18 protein-coding genes and 1 riboswitch are annotated in these 18,271 nt (G+C 72.3%); of the genes, 9 read left to right on the top strand and 9 right to left on the bottom strand.

What is annotated here, in order from left to right; genetic code table 11:
- The first annotated feature begins 22 nt into the window (after nucleotides 1–22).
- Complete coding sequence (locus OG758_RS34005) at nucleotides 23–2,440, top strand: transglutaminase TgpA family protein (RefSeq protein ID WP_326713414.1); 2,418 nt, start codon at nucleotides 23–25, stop codon at nucleotides 2,438–2,440.
- A 201-nt stretch (nucleotides 2,441–2,641) separates the two neighbouring features.
- Here the strand turns inward: OG758_RS34005 and OG758_RS34000 are convergent, their stop codons facing one another.
- The 3 genes from OG758_RS34000 to OG758_RS33990 all read right to left on the bottom strand — a co-directional run bounded on the left by OG758_RS34000 (nucleotide 2,642) and on the right by OG758_RS33990 (nucleotide 4,789).
- On the bottom strand, nucleotides 2,642–3,061 hold the full coding sequence (locus tag OG758_RS34000; RefSeq protein WP_266565201.1) for a DUF3040 domain-containing protein: 420 nt from the start codon (nucleotides 3,059–3,061) through the stop codon (nucleotides 2,642–2,644).
- A 274-nt stretch (nucleotides 3,062–3,335) separates the two neighbouring features.
- On the bottom strand, nucleotides 3,336–4,106 hold the full coding sequence (locus tag OG758_RS33995) for a class I SAM-dependent methyltransferase (RefSeq protein WP_326713413.1): 771 nt from the start codon (nucleotides 4,104–4,106) through the stop codon (nucleotides 3,336–3,338).
- 128 nt (nucleotides 4,107–4,234) lie between these two features.
- Nucleotides 4,235–4,789, bottom strand: coding sequence for an SAV_6107 family HEPN domain-containing protein (locus OG758_RS33990; RefSeq protein WP_326713412.1), 555 nt, complete (start codon nucleotides 4,787–4,789; stop codon nucleotides 4,235–4,237).
- 159 nt (nucleotides 4,790–4,948) lie between these two features.
- Between OG758_RS33990 and OG758_RS33985 the strand changes: the two genes are divergently transcribed.
- From OG758_RS33985 to OG758_RS33965, 5 genes are all read left to right on the top strand, one after another.
- A complete protein-coding gene (locus OG758_RS33985; RefSeq protein WP_326713411.1) occupies nucleotides 4,949–5,785 on the top strand; it encodes an ATP-binding cassette domain-containing protein in 837 nt (278 codons plus the stop codon).
- Nucleotides 5,757–7,841 carry a YhgE/Pip domain-containing protein gene (locus OG758_RS33980; RefSeq protein WP_326713410.1) on the top strand — a complete coding sequence of 695 codons (2,085 nt, stop codon included), beginning with the start codon at nucleotides 5,757–5,759 and terminating at the stop codon, nucleotides 7,839–7,841. Before OG758_RS33985 ends, OG758_RS33980 begins: the two co-directional genes overlap by 29 nt.
- 35 nt (nucleotides 7,842–7,876) lie before the next feature.
- A complete protein-coding gene (locus OG758_RS33975; protein ID WP_100592205.1) occupies nucleotides 7,877–8,485 on the top strand; it encodes a TetR/AcrR family transcriptional regulator in 609 nt (202 codons plus the stop codon).
- A gap of 386 nt (nucleotides 8,486–8,871) precedes the next feature.
- Entirely contained in the window at nucleotides 8,872–9,486 is a 615-nt protein-coding gene (locus tag OG758_RS33970) for a DUF4126 domain-containing protein (RefSeq protein ID WP_326713409.1), read from the top strand.
- Between the two features lie 60 nt (nucleotides 9,487–9,546).
- Entirely contained in the window at nucleotides 9,547–11,046 is a 1,500-nt protein-coding gene (locus OG758_RS33965; protein WP_326713408.1) for a phytoene desaturase family protein, read from the top strand.
- Nucleotides 11,047–11,065: 19 nt separating this feature from the next.
- Here the strand turns inward: OG758_RS33965 and OG758_RS33960 are convergent, their stop codons facing one another.
- From OG758_RS33960 to OG758_RS33935, 6 genes are all read right to left on the bottom strand, one after another.
- A complete protein-coding gene (locus OG758_RS33960) occupies nucleotides 11,066–11,911 on the bottom strand; it encodes a hypothetical protein (RefSeq protein ID WP_326713407.1) in 846 nt (281 codons plus the stop codon).
- A 47-nt stretch (nucleotides 11,912–11,958) separates the two neighbouring features.
- A complete protein-coding gene (metF, locus tag OG758_RS33955) occupies nucleotides 11,959–12,879 on the bottom strand; it encodes a methylenetetrahydrofolate reductase [NAD(P)H] (protein WP_266565183.1) in 921 nt (306 codons plus the stop codon).
- Between the two features lie 86 nt (nucleotides 12,880–12,965).
- Nucleotides 12,966–13,613: a thiamine phosphate synthase gene (gene thiE, locus OG758_RS33950; RefSeq protein WP_326716129.1), complete on the bottom strand. Its 648-nt coding sequence runs from the start codon at nucleotides 13,611–13,613 to the stop codon at nucleotides 12,966–12,968.
- 78 nt (nucleotides 13,614–13,691) lie between these two features.
- Complete coding sequence (locus OG758_RS33945) at nucleotides 13,692–14,057, bottom strand: Rv2175c family DNA-binding protein (protein WP_116502558.1); 366 nt, start codon at nucleotides 14,055–14,057, stop codon at nucleotides 13,692–13,694.
- Nucleotides 14,058–14,130: 73 nt separating this feature from the next.
- Nucleotides 14,131–15,366, bottom strand: coding sequence for an NAD(P)/FAD-dependent oxidoreductase (locus OG758_RS33940; RefSeq protein WP_442810367.1), 1,236 nt, complete (start codon nucleotides 15,364–15,366; stop codon nucleotides 14,131–14,133).
- Between the two features lie 116 nt (nucleotides 15,367–15,482).
- The gene (locus tag OG758_RS33935) at nucleotides 15,483–15,827 is read right to left on the bottom strand and encodes a hypothetical protein (protein WP_266565179.1); all 345 of its coding nucleotides are present in this window, start codon (nucleotides 15,825–15,827) and stop codon (nucleotides 15,483–15,485) included.
- Nucleotides 15,828–15,879: 52 nt separating this feature from the next.
- Nucleotides 15,880–15,993: riboswitch (TPP riboswitch) on the top strand.
- On the opposite strand from OG758_RS33935, the gene thiO reads away from it, so the two are divergent.
- The 3 genes from thiO (at nucleotide 15,991) to OG758_RS33920 (ending at nucleotide 18,186) form a co-directional block, all read left to right on the top strand.
- A complete protein-coding gene (thiO, locus tag OG758_RS33930) occupies nucleotides 15,991–17,175 on the top strand; it encodes a glycine oxidase ThiO (protein WP_326713406.1) in 1,185 nt (394 codons plus the stop codon). (Overlaps the previous riboswitch by 3 nt.)
- Nucleotides 17,172–17,387, top strand: a complete 216-nt coding sequence (gene thiS, locus OG758_RS33925; RefSeq protein ID WP_326713405.1) for a sulfur carrier protein ThiS — start codon at nucleotides 17,172–17,174, stop codon at nucleotides 17,385–17,387. Before thiO ends, thiS begins: the two co-directional genes overlap by 4 nt.
- A gap of 4 nt (nucleotides 17,388–17,391) precedes the next feature.
- Nucleotides 17,392–18,186 (top strand): thiazole synthase, encoded by a 795-nt coding sequence (locus OG758_RS33920; protein WP_116502554.1) that lies wholly within the window; start codon nucleotides 17,392–17,394, stop codon nucleotides 18,184–18,186.
- The last annotated feature ends 85 nt before the right edge of the window (nucleotides 18,187–18,271 follow it).

The raw sequence follows: 18,271 nt of genomic DNA, 5'->3' as shown, positions 1-18,271 counted from the left end.
TCACCGGGGGAAAGGCGCGGTCATGAGCGGAGGCGCTCGGCTGACGCTGTGTGCGACGGCGGCCACTTTCATGGCGGCGTGTGCCCTGCTGCCGCTGGTCGATCTGGCGACCTGGATCTTCCAGGCCGCGTTCCTGCTGGTCGTCCAGGCCGGGGTGGGGGCGCTGACCCGGCGCGTGCCTCTCGCGCGGCCGCTCACGGTGGCCGTGCAAGCGCTCGTGACGCTGATGCTGCTCACCCTGCTGTTCGCGAACACGCAGGCGATCGGCGGGGTGCTGCCGGGCCCGGAGGCGTTCCGTCACTTCGGGGAGCTGCTCCAGGCGGGCGGCGACGACGTGGGTCGGTTCGCGATCCCCGCGCCGCTGTCCGACGGGATCCGGCTGATGCTGGTGGGTGGCGTCCTGGTGATCGGCCTCGCGGTGGACGCGCTCGCGGTGACGTTCCGCAGCGCGGCGCCCGCCGGGCTGCCGCTGCTCGCCCTGTACTCGGTCGCCGCGGGCCTCTCCCACGGCTCCGCCGACTGGCTGTGGTTCCTGCTCGCCGCCGGCGGCTATCTGATGCTGCTCCTCGCCGAGGGACGGGACCGGCTCTCGCAGTGGGGGCGCGTCTTCGGCGGTACGGCCCGCTCACCGGGCCGCGCGGGCGGCGCGGCCGAGAGCACGGCCGATGCCGTGGCCCCGATCCGCACGGGCCGCCGCATCGGCGCGCTCGCGCTCGGCATCGCCCTGGTGGTGCCGCTCGCCCTGCCCGCGCTCGAGGGCGGCCTGCTCGGCCCGACGGGTACGGGCGCGGGCGTGGGCTCCGGGGGCGGCGGCACCATCTCCGCCGTGAACCCCCTGGTCTCCCTCCAGAACAGCCTGAACCAGCCCGAGGACCGGGAGGTGATGTCGTACCGCACGAACTCGAAGGACACCCAGGACCTCTATCTGCGGATCGTCTCCCTCGACGAGTTCGACGGGACGACCTGGCGGCCCGCCAAGCGCAGCATCAGCGACGTGCCCTCGACGTTCCCGAGCCCCCGCGGCCTCGGCGCGGACGTCCGCAGGACGGAGATCCGCACGAACATCGCGGCGGCCGGCTGGTACGCCCAGGACTGGCTGCCGCTCCCCTACCCGGCGACGAAGGTCGACATCTCGGGGCGCTGGCGGTACGAGCCGGTGGGCCGGACCCTCGTCGGCGACCACAACCAGACCACGCGCGGCAAGAAGTACGGCGTCGAGAGCCTGATCGTCCAGCCGACGGCGGAGCAGCTGGCGAACGCTCCCGAGGCGCCGAGCGAGCTGCGGCGGGAGTTCACCAAGGTGCCGTCGTCACTGCCGGCGATCGTCGAGAAGACGGCGCTGCGGGTCACCGAGGGCGCGGCGAACAACTACCAGCGGGCCGTGAAACTCCAGGACTACTTCGCCGTGAGCGGTGGCTTCACGTACAACACGGAGGTCCAGGCCGGCAGCGGCTCCTCGGCCATCGCCCGTTTCCTGAAGGACAAGGAGGGCTTCTGCGTCCACTTCTCCTTCTCGATGGCCGCGATGGCCAGGACGCTGGGGATCCCGGCGCGGGTGGCGGTGGGCTTCACGCCGGGCTCTCCGCAGGCGGACGGCCGGATGTCGGTCGGCCTGCGGGACGCGCACGCGTGGCCGGAGCTGTACTTCGAGGGCGTGGGCTGGACGCGCTTCGAGCCGACGCCGAACCGCGGCACGGCTCCCGATTACACCCGTGACGACACCCCGGCGGGCAACCCGAGCAACCCGGCGGCGCCCAGCGAGGCCGCCTCGTCCCAGCCGTCCGCCGGTCAGCCTTCCGCGTCGGACAACTGCCCGGCGGCCGAGCGAAAGCTGGAAGGCTGCTCGAACACGGCGCCCGCGGTGATCGGCGCGTCCGGCGGCGACGGCCCGCCCTTCGGCACGATCGCCCTCGTCGCGCTGGGCGTGGTGCTGGTGGTGCTCGTGCCGCTGCTGCCGATGCTGTGGCGGCGGCGGGTACGGGCCGTGCGGCTCGGCTCGTCCGGCCGCACGGACGGGGACGCGGCGGCCCGCACCCTCGCGGCGTGGCTGGAAGTGACCGATACGGCGTGGGACCACGGCATCGCACCGGACGATTCACAGACGCCGCGGAAGGCGGCGGCGCGGATCGTCCGCGTCGGAGAGCTCGATCAGGTGGCTGCGGACTCCGTGCATCGGGTGGCGGCCGCGGTGGAGCAGGTGCTCTACGCGCCGAGGCCGCAGCCGACTGCGGGTCTCGGGGACGACGTGCGCCGCCTTGAGCAGGGCCTGCACGCCAAGGCGAGCCGCTCGGCCCGGCTGCGGGCGACGCTCGCACCGCGCTCGGCCGTTCGAGTGGCGTGGAGCCTTTCGCAGCGCTGGGCGGAGCTCGGCTCCCGCTGGACGACCCGGAAGTCGACGCTTCTGCGGCGGGCGCGGCGGCCTTCCGGCCAGGAGGGCTGACAGGCGGGGGTGCGGGGCGGCGCCCCTCGCGCGCAAGCGGCCACGCCGACGCGCGGACAAGCCGGCCCGCGGATTTGCCGGCACGCCCATGCGCCGGCCCGCGGATACGCCTGAGGGGTGACCACCCGTGAGTGGTCACCCCTCAGCTACATCTGTTCCCTGAAGGACTCTGATCCCGTGAGGACCTCGTCCGGCAGGGGCTCAGCGGCCGCCCTGGCCGCCCTGTTCGTCTCGGCGCCGCTGCCAGCGCTTCTCGATCCGGTCCATCATCGACCGGTGCTTCTTGCCCTGTCGGCGTGCGGCCGGCGGCGCTCCTGGCGCTGCTCCGGCAGCCGGCTGTTCACCGGGCTTGGGCGCTTTGCGCCATGCGGTCATGGCAAGGACCGCGCAGCCCAGCATGACGAGGAACCCCACCACGCTGATCCAGATCTGCTTTGCGACCATTCCGGCCATGAGGAGCGCGATACCCACCAGGAATCCGGCGACTGCCTGGTAGACCCGACGTCGGGTGTACGTACGCAGCCCGCTTCCCTCAAGCGCTGTCGCGAACTTGGGATCTTCGGCGTACAGCGCTCGCTCCATCTGCTCGAGCATTCGCTGCTCGTGCTCCGAGAGCGGCACGGAGTCCTCCTCATCGTGCAGTCGCCGGGGCGACCGGGGGTCCCCTTCAGGATAGGCAGGGAATCGCCCCCGTGAAACCCGCCCCTCTACGCCAACTTCGCCAACCAGGACCACCACGCGGCTCCGGCTCACTGAGGCGTTAATGCCCCGGCGGCCGTCCCGTCATGCCGGACCGTCTCCCTCGATCATACGGCGCCCGGCGTGGAAGCGGGGGGCCTGTGGCGTACTCCATCCGCCGCTGCGCCCCTGATCAGCGGCGCGTCACCGGGGGCACTCACACCTCCGGGGTCCCCTGCTTCTCGCCGAGGACGTGCAGCTGCGTGGCGACGGAGTGGAAGGCGGGCAGCTCGGCGGCTGCGGCCTCCAGCTTGAGGAGCTCCTGGAGGGCGCTCGGTTCGGTGTCCACGAGGACGCCCGGCACGAGGTCGGCGAAGATCCGTACGCCGTGCACCGCGCCGACCTCGACGCCCGCGGATCCGACGAGCTGGGTGAGCTGCTCGGCGCTGAAGCGGCGCGGCACGGGGTCGCCGTCGCCCCAGCGGCCCGCCGGGTCGCCGAGGGCCTGCCTGGCCTCCTTGAAGTGCCCGGCGAGCGCGCGTGCGAGCACGGCGCCGCCGAGTCCCGCGGCGAGCAGGCTGAGGACGCCGGAGGAGCGCAGGGCGCCCACCGCGTTGCGTACGCCCTCGGCGGGGTCGTCGACGTACTCCAGGACGCCGTGGCACAGGACCGCGTCGTATCCGTCGCGCTCGACCACGTCGAAGAGACCGGAGACGTCGCCCTGCACCCCGCGCACGCGGTCGGCCACGCCGGCCTCGGCCGCGCGGCGCTCGAGCGCGAAGAGCGCGTTCGGGCTGGGGTCGACGACGGTGACGCGGTGGCCGAGGCCTGCCACGGGCACCGCGAAGTTACCGCTGCCGCCTCCGGTGTCGAGCACGTCGAGCGACTCGCGCCCCGTGGCCTTGACGCGACGGTCGAGGGCGTCCTTGAGAACGTCCCAGACCACGGCGGTACGGAGAGAAGCGCGGGGGCGCATCGGGTCCGACACGACAGGTGACTCCTCGGCGCGGCTCCGGCTCATGGGCTGCGGAGCGATGGGGGTTCCTCCCCCACCGGCACGGCGATGGGTGGAGGGTTCGGGCGCCTCCACCCTATTGCCTCGTGAGAGCTGTCCGGTCACCCCACGTCGGGCACCTCCCGGCCTGCCGCCGGGGCCTCGTCCTGCGCCCTGGGCCGGGGCAGTGAGGGCTGGAGCAGCAGCATCCTCTCGACGAGACGCAGGAACATCGCGACGTCGCGGAGCAGGTCGTCCGCGTCGCGGGTGCCGGCCGCCCCCTGGATGCCCGCTTCGGCGCGCGCCCTGCGGGTGGCGCCGGAGGCGAACAGGGCGCTCCACTCGGTCAGTTCGGGTGCGATCTCGGGGAGCACTTCCCAGGCGCTCCGTATCCGGGCACGGCGTCGTGGCGTGGTTTCGGGGCGGCCGCGGGCGGCGAGTACGGCGGCCGCGGTGCGCAGGGCGGCGAGGTGGGCCGTGGCGTACCGCTCGTTGGGTGTCTCGAGGAGGGCCGCTTCGTCGAGTCCCGTGCGCGCCTGGGCGAGCAGGTCGAGTGCGGCGGGAGGGGCTGTCGCCCGGCGGAGTACGGGGTGGACGTCGGCGGCGGGTCCGGTCAGCGAGGGTGCAGGGCCAGTGGCGCGGGGCCGGCGTGCGGCTGCTGCTGAATGTCCAGCCATGACGAACCTCCTGTCGTCTGTGTGACGGCTCAGTGGCCGTATGTGCCCATCGTGGAGTACGCCACTGACAATCGGCCCTGACCTGCGCCTTTGCTTCGAGCGACAGTTCGGGCTAGCTTTTGCACTGACCAGTCAGTTCAACAAATGGGGGGCCTGACCATGGACGGTCCGAACGCGGTCGCCGTAAGCGCCGAGGGGTTCGGGCTCAAGGGCCCGCGCGGCTGGGCGTTCCGCGGGGTGGACATCGACGCGGAGCCCGGGGCGCTCGTCGCCGTCGAGGGGCCGTCCGGGTCGGGCCGCACCTGCCTGCTGCTCGCCCTCACCGGACGCATGCGACCCACCGAGGGCACCGCGTCCGCCGGCCCCTTCCGGCTGCCGAAGCAGTTGTCCGCCGTCCGCCGTATCAGCGCTCTCGCCCATGTGCCCGGGGTCACCGACCTCGATCCCGCGCTGACGGTCGAGGAGCATCTGCGCGAACGGGCGCTGCTCCAGCGGCGGTTCGACGGTTCCCTGCGGGCGCTACTGCGGCCCCGGGCCGAGCGGGCGGCCGCATCGCGGCTGCGGATCGACACCGCGCTGGCCGCCGCGGGCCTCGACCGGGAGTCCCTGCCGAAGGGCACTCGTACCGCCGTGCGCGACCTGGAGCGGATCGAGGCACTCCGGCTGTCCGTGGCCCTCGCGCTGATCGGGCGGCCGCGGCTGCTCGGCATCGACGACACCGACCTGAAGCTCTCGGACTCCGAACGGGCCGAGGTCTGGGACCTGTTGAGGTCCGTCGCCGCGTCCGGCACGACGGTCGTGGCGGTGTGCAGCGAGGCGCCGAAGGACGCGGTCGTCGTATCGACGGCCCCCGCCGAGAAGGCCGCGAACACCGAGAACGGCGAGAACACGGCGAACGCCGAACACACTGCGAAGGCCGGGAAGGCCGCGCAGGACGAGACCGACAAGAACAAGAAGGAGACGGCGGATGCGCTCGCCGAAGCTGGCCGCGCTTGAGCTCAGGCGCTTCGGCAGGGGGAAGCTGCCGCGCGCCGCGCTCGCCGCGCTCCTGTTGCTGCCCCTGCTGTACGGCGCCCTGTACCTGTGGTCTTTCTGGGACCCGTACGGGCGTCTCGACAAGATTCCCGTCGCGCTCGTCAACGACGACAAGGGGGCGCGGGCCGCGGGTCAGAAGATCGTGGCGGGCGACGACATCACCGAGGGGCTGCACGACAGCAAGACCTTCGAGTGGCACGAGGTGAGTGCGGCGCAGGCCCGCAAGGGCGTCGAGGACGGGACGTACTACCTGTCGCTGACGATGCCCGCGGACTTCAGCGAGCGCATCGCGTCCAGTTCCGGGGACACCCCGGAGACCGGCGCCCTTCAGGTGCGGACGAACGACGCCAACAACTACATCGTCGGGCAGATCTCGCGGACGGTGTTCTCCGAGGTGCGTTCGGCGGCGTCCACCAACGCGTCGCGCTCCTTCCTCGACCGGATCTTCATCTCCTTCTCCGACATCCACGACGCGACGAAGAAGGCCGCGAAGGGGGCCGACCAGCTCAAGGGCGGTATCGGCAAGGCGAAGAAGGGGTCCAAGGACCTGGCGGACGGTCTCGAGGACGCCAAGAAGGGCAGCGGTGACCTGGCCGGCGGGATCAAGAAGCTGAACAAGGGCGCGGGGGATCTGGAGTCCGGCTCGAAGCAGGTCTCCGACGGCACCCAGCTCCTCGCCGACAAGGTCAACGGCGTCGCCGGGCAGGTGCGGCCGTTCCTGAAGGACAACAAGAAGGCGATCGGCGACACCGCCCGGCTCGTCGCCGACTCCGCGAAGGGCATCCGGCACAACCTCGACGTCCTGGTGAAGACGGCGCCGACGGCCGCCAAGGGCGCGCACGCGGGATCCGACGTCCTGGACGGGGTCTACAAGACGCGCTGCGAGACGCTGCCGCTGCCCGACCCGGCCTGCCCCGACCTCAAGAAGGCCAAGGTGGCCGCGGCCGACGTGGCGAAGGTCGCCGACGACCTGAACGTCCTGATCGAGGACGACCACGGCGACCTGGACACCCTCGACCGCCATCTCGCCACGCTCCAGCGGCAGTCCGAGGCGCTGGCCAAGCACGCCCCGACGCTCGACCAGGACGTGGCCACCGCCGTCTCGAAGATCAACGCGCTCAACAAGGGAGCGGGGCAGGTCGCCGAGGGCGCCAAGCAGCTGCACACCGGGCTCGGCACGGCGAAGACGGGCTCGGCGGACCTCGACACGGGCGTCGGCAAGCTGAAGACGGGCGCGAGCGATCTCAACGGCGGCATGTTCCAGCTGGCCGACGGCTCCGGAGAGCTGGCCGGCGGGCTGCACGACGGGGTGAAGCAGATCCCCGACTACGACAAGAAGGACCGCGACCGGCGCACCGGTGTCATGTCCGACCCGGTCCAGCTCGCCTCTCAGTCCCTGCACAAGGCGCCCAACTACGGCACCGGATTCGCCCCGTACTTCATCCCGCTGTCCCTGTGGGTCGGCGCGATGGTGGCCTACATGCTGATCCAGCCGCTCAACCGGCGCGCACTCGCCGCGGGCGCCTCCGCCTGGCGGATCGCGCTGGCCGGCTGGCTGCCCGTGGCCGTGCTCGGGGTGCTCCAGGTGGCCGCCCTGATGTCGGTGCTGCACTGGGCGCTGGGGCTCCAGATGGTCAGGGCGGCCGGAACGGTCGGATTCCTGTTCCTCGTCACGGCGTGCTTCGCCGCGATCGTGCAGTGGCTGAACGCCCGCTTCGGAGCGGCGGGGCGGATCCTCGTACTCGCCTTCCTGATGCTCCAGTTGACGTCGGCGGGCGGCACGTATCCCGTGCAGACGAGCCCCGGATTCTTCAACGCGATCCACCCCTTCCTGCCGATGACCTACGTCGTCGAGGCGCTGCGGAGACTGATCTCCGGCGGTGGCCTCGGACCCGTGTGGCAGGCGTGTGCCGTGCTCGCCGCGTTCACGGCCGGCGCGCTGGCCCTGACCGCCCTCAGCGCCCGCAGCAAGCAGGTGTGGACACTCGACCGGCTGCACCCCGAACTGAGCCTGTGAGCGCGCCCACACCGCCGCCTGTGAGAATCAGGGGCATGGAAAGCAGCACACGGCGCCAGGCCACCCGGCAGAAGCTGTACGAGGCCGCGGTCACGCTCATCGCGGAGCAGGGGTTCTCGGCCACCACGGTCGACGAGATCGCCGAGCGCGCCGGGGTCGCGAAAGGCACGGTCTACTACAACTTCGCCAGCAAGTCGGTCCTCTTCGAGGAGCTGCTCCGGCACGGGGTCGGGCTTCTCACCGCCTCCCTGCGGGAGGCGTCGGAGAAGACGGCCGCGAGCGGCGGCAGCAAGATCGACGCCCTCGACGCGATGATCCGGGCCGGCCTCGTCTTCATCGACCGCTATCCGGCCTTCACCCAGCTGTACGTGGCCGAGCTGTGGCGCACGAACCGCGCCTGGCAGTCCACGCTCGCGGTGGTCCGGCAGGAGGCCGTCGCCGTCGTGGAGGACGTGCTGCGGGACGCGGTCGAGGGCGGTGAGCTGAGCGAGGAGATCGACATCCCCCTGACGGCGGCCGCGCTGGTCGGCATGGTCCTCGTGGCCGCCCTCGACTGGCAGGCCTTCCAGCCGGAGCGCTCCCTGGACGACGTCCACGCGGCGCTGTCACGGCTGCTCCAGGGGCGCGTGACCGGCGGCCGCTGACCGTCCCCGGACGCAATGCCGCTGACCGTCCCCGGAGGCAAAGCGGAGACAACAGAGCGCCGGTCCGGCGTGGCCCGAACTCTCAGGCCTCACCGGACCGGCGCGTCCCCCGTGTCCCCGTGCTCCCCCGCGGGCCCGCCGGTCGTGCGGGCCCCCGTGCCTCGCCCCCGCCGTGGCGGGAGGAGCGGCCAAGGGGGCGAAGCGCTGTTCCGCCGCCCCGTGTCGGCGGTACCGGCGCCGCGCCCCCTTCCGTGTCTCCTACTCTCCCGTCTGCGCAGGTCGGACCCCATCCGCGCAGCTACTCATCTCACGCACTAGGTACGGATACTCAGGCGTGGGCGCTCAGGCCCAGGACGCGGACTTCGCGACTGGTTACGATCTCGTCCGTGTCCGTACTCCCCCTGGTCTTCACCAGCGGCTGGGCGAGCGGGATCAACGCGTACGCGGTGGTTCTCCTCCTCGGCATCTTCGGCGCGACCGGGCTGAGCGACGAAGTCCCCGAGTCGCTCCAGCGCACCGACGTGCTCATCGCCGCCGGGGTGCTGTTCCTGTGCGAGGCCGTCGCCGACAAGATCCCCTACGTGGACTCGCTCTGGGACACCGCACACACGGTGATCCGGCCGGTGTCGGGCGCCGTCGTCGGCGCTCTGCTCGCGGGCCAGAGCGGGTCGCTGTCCGACCTGGCCGCGGGCGCGGTCGGCGGGTCGACGGCGCTGGCCAGCCACGCCGTGAAGGCCGGGACCCGGATGGCGATCAACACCTCGCCCGAGCCGTTCAGCAACATCGCGGTGAGCTCGGCCGAGGACCTCGGGGTCGCCGGAATCATCACGTTCGCCATATTCCATCCTGAAGCGGCCGCGATCATCGCCGCCGTCCTGCTCTTCCTCGGGCTGCTCATGCTGTACTTCCTGATCTCGCGGATCCGGCGCTTCCTGCGGCGCCGGGCGCAGCGGCGCGAGGAGAGACGCATCGCCCACCGGACCGGGGCGCCGCCGGGCTGATCCGGCCCCGCGGCCGGGCTGTCGGCGGGGGTGTCGGTGGGGGCGGATAAAGTCGCCGTCATGGCACGGATTGCGGTGATCGGCGCCGGGATGGGCGCGATGGCGGCCGCTGCCCGGCTGGCCGTGGCAGGCCACCGGGTGGCGGTGTACGAGCGCGCGTCGACATACGGCGGGGCGCTCGGCGGCTTCGCCCGGGACGGCTTCTCGTTCGACACGGGCCCGGGGCTGCTCCAACTGCCCGCGGTCTACCGGGACTTGTTCATCAAGACGGGCAAGCAACCGCTGGAGGACGCGGTCGGGCTGACCCAGGTGGAGCCCGCCGTGCGGCATGTCTTCGAGGACGGCACGGCGGTGGACCTGCCGAACGCGCGCCGCGCGGGCATCGCCGACGCCCTGGACGCGGCGCTCGGCGAGGGCTCGGGCGCGCACTGGTCGGCGTTCATGAACCGGGCGCGTGAGGCCTGGGACCGCACCCGGCGCCCGCTCCTCGAAGAGCCCCTGTGGCCGAACTGGCGGATCCTCGCGGACCGCGAGCCGTACCCCGCGGTGGTCCGCCGCAGGATGCTGCGCAAGGACCTGTCGGCGACGACGCTCTGCGAGGTCGCCGCTCTCGAGCTGGGCGGGGACCCGCGGCTCGTCGCGGTCCTGGAGCAGTACGCGCTCGCGTCCGGCCTCGATCCGCGTACGGCCCCGGCGAGCGCGGCCGTGCTGCCGTACATGGAACAGACCTTCGGCACCTGGGCGGTGCGCGGCGGGATGCGGGAGCTGGCTCGGGTCGTGTACGAGCGCTGCCTTCAGCGGAAGGTCGCGTTCGAGTTCGACGCGCCGGTGGCGCGGATCGTGGAGAAGGACGGCCGGGCGGCGGGCGTGGAGCTGGCCGAAGGCCGGGTCGTGGAGGCCGACTTCGTGGTCGCCGGCGTGGCGCCCGGCGTCCTCGACGAGCTGCTGCCGGGGCGGGCGCTCAGGGCCGAGGACTCGGTGGCGCCGCAGTCGGCGCTGCCGAGCAGGCTGACGGTGTTCCTGGCGCTGCGCGGCGCGCGTCCCGGCGACGCCCCGCACCGGACGGTCGTGCACGCCGCGGACCGGGAAGCCGAGCTGGCCTCACTGTTCGACGGAGGCACGGCGGTGGCGGAGCGGCCCACGGTCACGGTGCTTCGTCCCGACGACGCCTCGGTGGTGCCGGACGCGGACCATGAGGCGGTGACCCTGGTGGTCACGGTGGCGCGCGGCGCGCGCGTGACGGACGCGGACGTGGAGCGGGTCATGGACGCAGCCGGGCAGGCGGTCCCAGGGCTGGGCGACCGTCTGCTGTGGCACGAGGTCCGCACCCCGTCGGATGTCGCCGACGCGACGGGCGCGGACGGCGGTTCGGTGCCCGCACCGGCCCTGGCCGCGGCCTCCGGCCGGCTCCTGCACCCATCGAACAGCACGCTCGTTCCGGGCCTGTTCGCCGTCGGCGGCTGGTCACACCCCGGCGGCGGGCTGCCGCACGCGGGGATGTCCGGCGCGCTGGCGGCCGGGCTGATCGTGGAGGGCCCGGACTTCCGCGGCTCGCAGTGACGGACGGCGCCCGCCGGGTTCAGTAGCGGTACTGCTGCTGGTCGTTGTAGCCGGAGCCGCCGTCGTAACCGCCCTGGCCGTTCTGCTCGTACGGATAGGGCTGCTCCGGGGGCAGTTCGCCGCCGTACTGCTGGTGCTGGTCGTCGCCGGTGCGCTGCTGGGGCACCCAGACCCCGCCGGGCGGCGTCTCCATGCCGTAGCCGCCCGCCGCGTACGGGTCGCCGTACTGCTGTCCCGTGCCGTACGCGTCGTCGTACTGGGGCTGCGCCGGGTAGGTCTGCGTCCCGATGTACGGGTCGGAGTAGGCGGCGTACTGCTGCTGGCCGTTGTCGTAGCCGTACTGCTGCTGGTCGTAGCCCGCGTACGCGTCGTAGGCGTAGCCCTGCGCGGCGGAGTCCGTCTGTGCGGCTGCCGGGGTGTAGACGCCGTACTGGCCGGTGTCGTCGGGCATCGGCTGCGGCGCGTAGACCGACGTCACCTCGGCCGCGGACTCGGGTTCCGGGGCGCCGGAGGTGTCCGGGACGTCGGACTCGTACTCCAGATCGGAGACCTCGAGGGTCGGGTCCTGGTGGACGGGCTCCTTGATCTTGCGCCGCTTGCTCGCGCCGGGGTTCCCGCCGAGCGCCCAGCCCGTGGAGAATCCCCTGCGGAACGACAGCGTCACGTACGTCTGGCCGACGGCGAACGTGATGGCGCCGATCCCGATGACGATCACCGACGGGATCAGCACACCGAGGACGACGCCCACGAACCCGACGAAGGCGAGCAGCCGGTAGCGCAGCCGCGCCTTGTACTGGAGCAGTACCTCACCGAGCAGCCACAACGCGACGATTCCGAACGCGATGTAGAGGACCGTCCAGCCCATGTACGCCCCTCTCGTACGGCCGCCGCCCCTGGTGGAATACGGCCGGGTCAGGCCCGCTGGTCGTGCAGGCCCAGATTCTCGTAGATCTCCAGTGTCGCCGTGGAGTTGTTGAGCGTGATGAAGTGCAGACCCGGAACGCCCTCGTCCAGCAGCTTCGCGCAGAACTCCGTCGCGAACTCGATGCCAATGGAGCGTACAGCCGCCGGATCGTCTTTGGCTGTGAGGATGCGCTCTTTCAGGGCGGGCGGGAACGTGGCGTTGCTGAGCTGCGGCAGCCGCTCCAGCATGCGCACGCTCGTGACCGGCATGATCTCCGGGATGACGGGGGTGTCGCAACCCGCCGCCGCGACCCGGTCGCGCAACCGCAGATACTCCTCCGGGTAGAAGAACATCTGGGTGATCGCGTAGTCCGCGCCCGCCCGGCACTTGTCCACGAAGTGGCGCACGTCGGAGTCCCAGTCCTCGGAGCGCGGGTGCATCGCGGGGAAGGCCGCGACGCCGACGCAGAAGTCGCCCGACTCCTTGATGAGCCGGACCAGTTCGGCGGCGTAGGTCAGACCCTCGGGGTGTGCGACCCAGTCGGCCATGGGGTCGCCGGGCGGGTCTCCGCGCACGGCGAGGATGTTCCTGATGCCGGCGTCCGCGTACTGGCCGATGATGTTGCGCAGCTCGGCCACGGAGTGGTCGACGGCCGTGAGGTGGGCGACCGGGGTCAGGGTCGTGTCGCCGACGATCTGCTCCGTCTCGCGGACCGTGCCGGCGCGGGTGGAACCGCCGGCCCCATACGTCACGGAGACGAAGTCGGGCGCGACGGCCTCGACCCGGCGCAGCGCGTTCCAGAGGTTCCGCTCACCCTTCGGGGTCTTCGGCGCCGAGAACTCGAACGAGAAGGTCGTCTTGCCGGTCGCGAGCATGTCGCGCACGGTGCGTGCGCGATCAGTCCTGGTGGAAGCGGTGCCAAGGGCCATATGGGCAGGTTAGCCACGAGAGCGCCCTGTCCCTAATCCCCGTCCACCCTGCGGACACACGTCTTGACGGAGCGCGTCCGGGGAGGTCAGGCCGTACGCAGCCGCTTCGCAAAGTCGGCCGCCACCGCGCCCGGGTCGTCCGCCTCGGTGATGGCACGGACGACGACGACGCGGCGGGCGCCCGCTTCGAGCACCTCGTCCAGGTTCCCCGCGTCGATGCCGCCGATCGCGAACCAGGGGCGGTCCGTGCCGAGCGAGGCGGTGTAACGCACCAGGTCGAGGCCGGGTGCGTACCGGCCGGGCTTGGTGGGGGTCGGCCAGCAGGGGCCGGTGCAGAAGTAGTCCACGCCGTCCTGGACGGCGGCCGCGGCGGCCTCCGTGTCGGCGTGCGTGGAGCGGCCGATCAGGACGTCCTCACCGAGGACGGCGCGGGCGGCGGCGACCGGCAGGTCGCCCTGGCCCAGGTGCAGGACGTCGGCGCCGGCGGCGTGGGCGACGTCCGCACGGTCGTTGACCGCGAACAGCTTGCCGTGGCGGGCGGCGGCGTCGGCGAGGACGGCCAGGTGCTCCAGCTCCTCGCCCGCCTCCATGCCCTTGTCGCGCAGCTGCACGATGTCCACGCCGTTCGCCAGGACGGCGTCGAGGAACTCGGGGAGGTCGCCCTGGCGCTTGCGGGCGTCCGTGCACAGGTACAGCCGGGCGTCGGCGAGCTGGGCGCGCTGCGTGGCGGCCATGGCCATGGGTGAGTCCCCCCGTGGTCGGTGGCGCGCGGGCCGCGGTGAGCGCGGCCCGCACGCCGGACGGTTGTCAGGTCAGACGGCGAGCGCCTGGGCGCGGCGCTTCACCTCCGTGCCGCGATTCTCGCTCAGCGCCTGCGCGGGGGTGCCCGGCAGGGTCGGGTCGGGGGTGAAGAGCCACTCGAGCATCTCTTCGTCGTTGAAGCCGTCGTCCCTGAGCAGGGTCAGCGTCCCGGTGAGGCCCTTGACGACCTTGTCGCCGTCGATGAAGGCGGCGGGCACGTGCAGCGCCCTGTTCTCACCACGGCGTACGGCGATCACCTGGCCTTCCTTCACCAGCTGCCGCACACGCGTCACCTCCACGCCGAACTGCTCGGCGATGTCGGGGAGGGTGAGCCACTCGGGGACGAGAGCATCGATCTTTGCGTCAATCTCGGTCACAGGACAAGCGTGCCATCCCGGACTGACAGTGGGAAACGCGGCCGCGCAAAAGGCCCTCACCCGCACGGGGCGTTCACACGACGGCGGCCTTCAGGGGACGGGCCGGGTCGCTGATGACCTGCGGGTCCAGCGGGACGCCCGACTCGATGAGCTTGCGCCCCTGCGCCAGGTCACGCGGGCGGCCCACGGCGAGGACGCCGACGAGACGGCTCTCGCGCAGCCAGCACACGCTCCAGGACGCGCCCTGCGGGTCACCGCGCCACACGGTGCTGTCGGCGGCCGCGTGGTGTCCGGCGTACTGCACGAAGCGGCCGAACTGCTCCGACCAGAAGTACGGCACGGGGTCGTACGTCGCCGGGCTCTCGCCGATGATGTTGGCGGCGACCGTACGGGGGCCCTGGAGCGCGTTGTCCCAGTGGTGGACCATCAGGCGCTCGCCGTACCGGCCCGAAGGGAAGGACGAGCAGTCACCGACTGCGTACACATCGGGTTCTGAGGTGCGCAGGCGGTCGTCCGCCACGACCTCGCGGTGGGCGCCGAGCGTGATGCCGGAGCCGGTGAGCCAGCCCGTGGCGGGGCGGGCCCCGATGCCGACGACCACGGCTCCGGCGGGCACCCGGGTGCCGTCGTCGAGGAGGACGGCACCGGGTTCGACGTGCTCCACGCGCGCGTGGGTGCGCAGTTTTGCCCCGGCGTCCGCGTACCAGGCGGACATGGGGGCGGCGACCTCCTCGGGCAGCGCCCCGGCGAGCGGTCGCTCGGCCGCCTCGACGACGGTGACCGCGCATCCGGCCTCGCGGGCCGCGGTGGCGAACTCGGCGCCGATCCAGCCAGCGCCGACGACGACGATGTCGCGCTGCGCGGCGAGGACGGGGCGCAGGCGTTCGGCGTCGTCGAGCGTGCGCAGCAGATGGACACCCGGGATGTCCTCCGTGCCGGGCAGCCTGATGGGTTCGGCGCCGGTCGCGAGGACGAGGACGTCGTAGGGGGCGGGTCCGGTGGCGGTGTCGAGGGTGTGCTCGGCGGGGCGTACGCCGGTGACCTCGCGGCCCAGTTCGAGCGTGATGTCGAGTGATTCGAAGTCGACGTCGAAGGCGGACCCCTCGGCCTTGCCGAGCAGGACGGCCTTGGACAGCGGGGGCCGGTCGTACGGCTGGTGGGGTTCGGCGCCGATCAGCGTGACGGCGCCGGTGAAGCCCTGTTCGCGCAGGGCCACGGCGGTCTGGACCCCCGCCATCCCGGCGCCGACGATGACGACGTGCCGCCCTGCCTGGGGCACCGGTGCCTGGTTCTCGGTCTGCTCGCTCACCGGATCACCATATGCACCTGACGTTCAGTCAGTCAGCGGGCAGCGTCACTCCGGTCCCGTGACGTCTTCCACACCGGCCGCGGGTTTGACCGCCGGGACCGCCCGCGCCCGCGCCGTCAGGCGCCGGGGACCTCTTCGACGACGCTCGTCCCGCTGCCCGCCTGCGACTCCCACTCCCACGTCTCGTCCAGCCGCACCCGCCCGTCGGGAAGGTCCACGACGAGCGAGACACAGTGCCCGGAAGAGGTCGTCGCGTCCGTCTTCAGCTGTACGTACCTGAAGTCGATCCGGTCGCCCTCACGGGTGCCCACGAGGTGGCCGCGCACCACGTCCCCGCCCGCGTACTCGGCCCAGATCCGGCCGTCCTCCTCGTGGTACGTGAACCGCGTCCGCGTACCCACCTGACCTGGAGCCTGGTCGGCGACCGGGGCGAGGACGAGTCCGTCGAGCGAGCGGGCCATGCGGGCGGGCTCCCTTACTGAGGGTCGCGGGGACGGTTTAGGGTGGCCACCGTAAAGCACTCGCGGGAGCCCGGGCGTACCGGGCTGAGAGGGAGGCTGGGACGGCCTCCGACCGTACGAACCTGATCCGGGTCATGCCGGCGAAGGGAGGGGCTGGACGCCCATGTCGCGTACTATAGAAGGCTCCGACGTCCTGGTCGTGGGCGGCGGGATCATCGGTCTCGTCACCGCGTGGCGGGCCGCGCAGCACGGGCTGCGCACCGCGGTCGTGGACCCCGAACCGGGCGGCGGGGCCGCTCAGGTGGCGGCCGGGATGCTCGCCGCTGTCACCGAACTGCACTACGGAGAGACCGAACAGACCCTCCTCGGCCTCAACGTGGAGTCCGCGCGCCGCTATCCGGCGTTCGCGGCCGAGCTCTCCGAGGCCACCGGGCTCGACCTCGGCTACCGCGCGTGCGGCACCCTCGCCGTCGCGCTCGACTCGGACGACCGCGCGCACCTTCGGGAACTGCACGCCCTCCAGCACAAGTCGGGCCTGGACTCGGAGTGGCTGTCGGGCCGTGAGTGCCGGCGCCTCGAACCGATGCTGGCCCCGTCCGTGCGGGGCGGCCTGCGCGTCGACGGTGACCACCAGATCGACCCGAGACGCCTCGCGAAGGCCCTTGTCGCGGCCTGCGAGCTGGCCGGGGTGCGGTTCCACCGGCAGTGGGCCGAGCGGCTGACAGTCGTCCGCGAGGGCGCGCGCGGCGTGGTCCTCGCCGATGGCACCGGGCTCGACGCGGACCAGGTCGTCCTCGCCGGCGGCAGCCTCAGCGGCAGGCTCGCCGGGGTCCCGGACGACGTGCTGCCGCCGGTGCGCCCGGTGAAGGGGCAGGTGCTGCGCCTGACCGTGCCGAAGGTGTACGCGCCGTTCCTGAGTCGCACCGTGCGCGCCGTCGTGCGCGGCGGCAACCTCTACTTGGTGCCCCGGGTCAACGGCGAGCTCGTCGTCGGGGCCACCAGTGAGGAGCTCGGCTGGGACACGACGGTCACCGCGGGCGGCGTCTACGAGCTGCTGCGCGACGCCCACGAGCTGGTGCCCGGCATCACGGAGCTGCCGCTCACGGAGACCCGCGCGGGCCTGCGCCCCTGCTCCCCCGACAACGCCCCGATCCTCGGCCCGACCGCACTGCCGGGCCTGCTGCTCGCCACCGGCCATCACCGCAACGGCGTGCTGCTCACGCCGGTCACCGGCGACTCCATGGCCCACGTGCTCGCCACCGGCGAACTCCCCGAAGTGGCCCGCCCCTTCACCCCGCGGCGCTTCGGCGCCGTCCCCGCACCCGTCTCTGTGGAGCAGTCCGTATGACCGTGTCCGTCACCCACGTATCCGTGAACGGCGAGGGCCGCCAGGTCGCCTCGGGCACCACGCTCGACGTCCTCGTCTCTGCACTGACCAGAGCGCCGTCCGGTGTCGCCGCCGCACTCAACGAAACCGTCGTTCCGCGCACCCAGTGGGCCGTCACCGCACTCACGGACGGGGACCGCGTCGAGGTCCTCACCGCGGTCCAGGGAGGCTGAACCCATGGCTGACGACTCCTTGGTCATCGGCGGTACGTCCTTCTCGTCCCGGCTGATCATGGGCACGGGCGGGGCGCCCAGCCTCGACGTCCTGGAACGCTCCCTCGTCGCGTCCGGCACGGAGCTGACGACCGTCGCGATGCGGCGCGTGGACGCGAGCGTGCAGGGCTCCGTGCTCTCCGTCCTGGAGAAGCTGGGGATCCAGGTGCTGCCGAACACGGCGGGCTGTTTCACCGCCGGTGAGGCCGTCCTGACCGCCCGCCTCGCGCGCGAGGCGCTCGGCACGGACCTGGTCAAGCTGGAGGTCATCGCGGACGAGCGCACCCTGCTGCCCGACCCGATCGAGCTCCTGGACGCGGCGGAGATCCTCGTCGACGACGGCTTCACCGTGCTGCCGTACACGAACGACGACCCGGTGCTCGCGCGGAAGCTGGAGGACGTGGGCTGTGCCGCGGTCATGCCGCTCGGCTCCCCCATCGGCTCCGGGCTCGGCATCCGCAACCCGCACAACTTCCAGCTGATCACCGAGCACGCGCGCGTGCCGGTCATCCTGGACGCGGGCGCCGGGACGGCGTCCGACGCGGCGCTGGCGATGGAGCTGGGGTGCGCCGGTGTGATGCTCGCCTCAGCGGTCACCCGCGCACAGGAGCCGACCCTGATGGCGGAGGGCATGCGGCACGCGGTCGAGGCGGGGCGGCTGGCGTTCCGGGCGGGCCGTATCCCCCGCAGGCACTTCGCCGAGGCCTCGTCGCCGGTGTCCGGGATGGCCAGGCTCGACCCGGAGCGGCCCGCGTTCTGAGGGCCGTACAGCACGGTTACAGCTCTGCTGCAGTACGGCCGCCTGCGGACGACTGCGGAGCCGGGTGTCGGCGGCTGCTCGTAGA

This window comes from Streptomyces sp. NBC_01474 (genome assembly GCF_035918215.1).
GTDB lineage: Bacteria > Actinomycetota > Actinomycetes > Streptomycetales > Streptomycetaceae > Streptomyces > Streptomyces aureus.
This window is presented reverse-complemented; position numbering and strand designations above follow the sequence as displayed.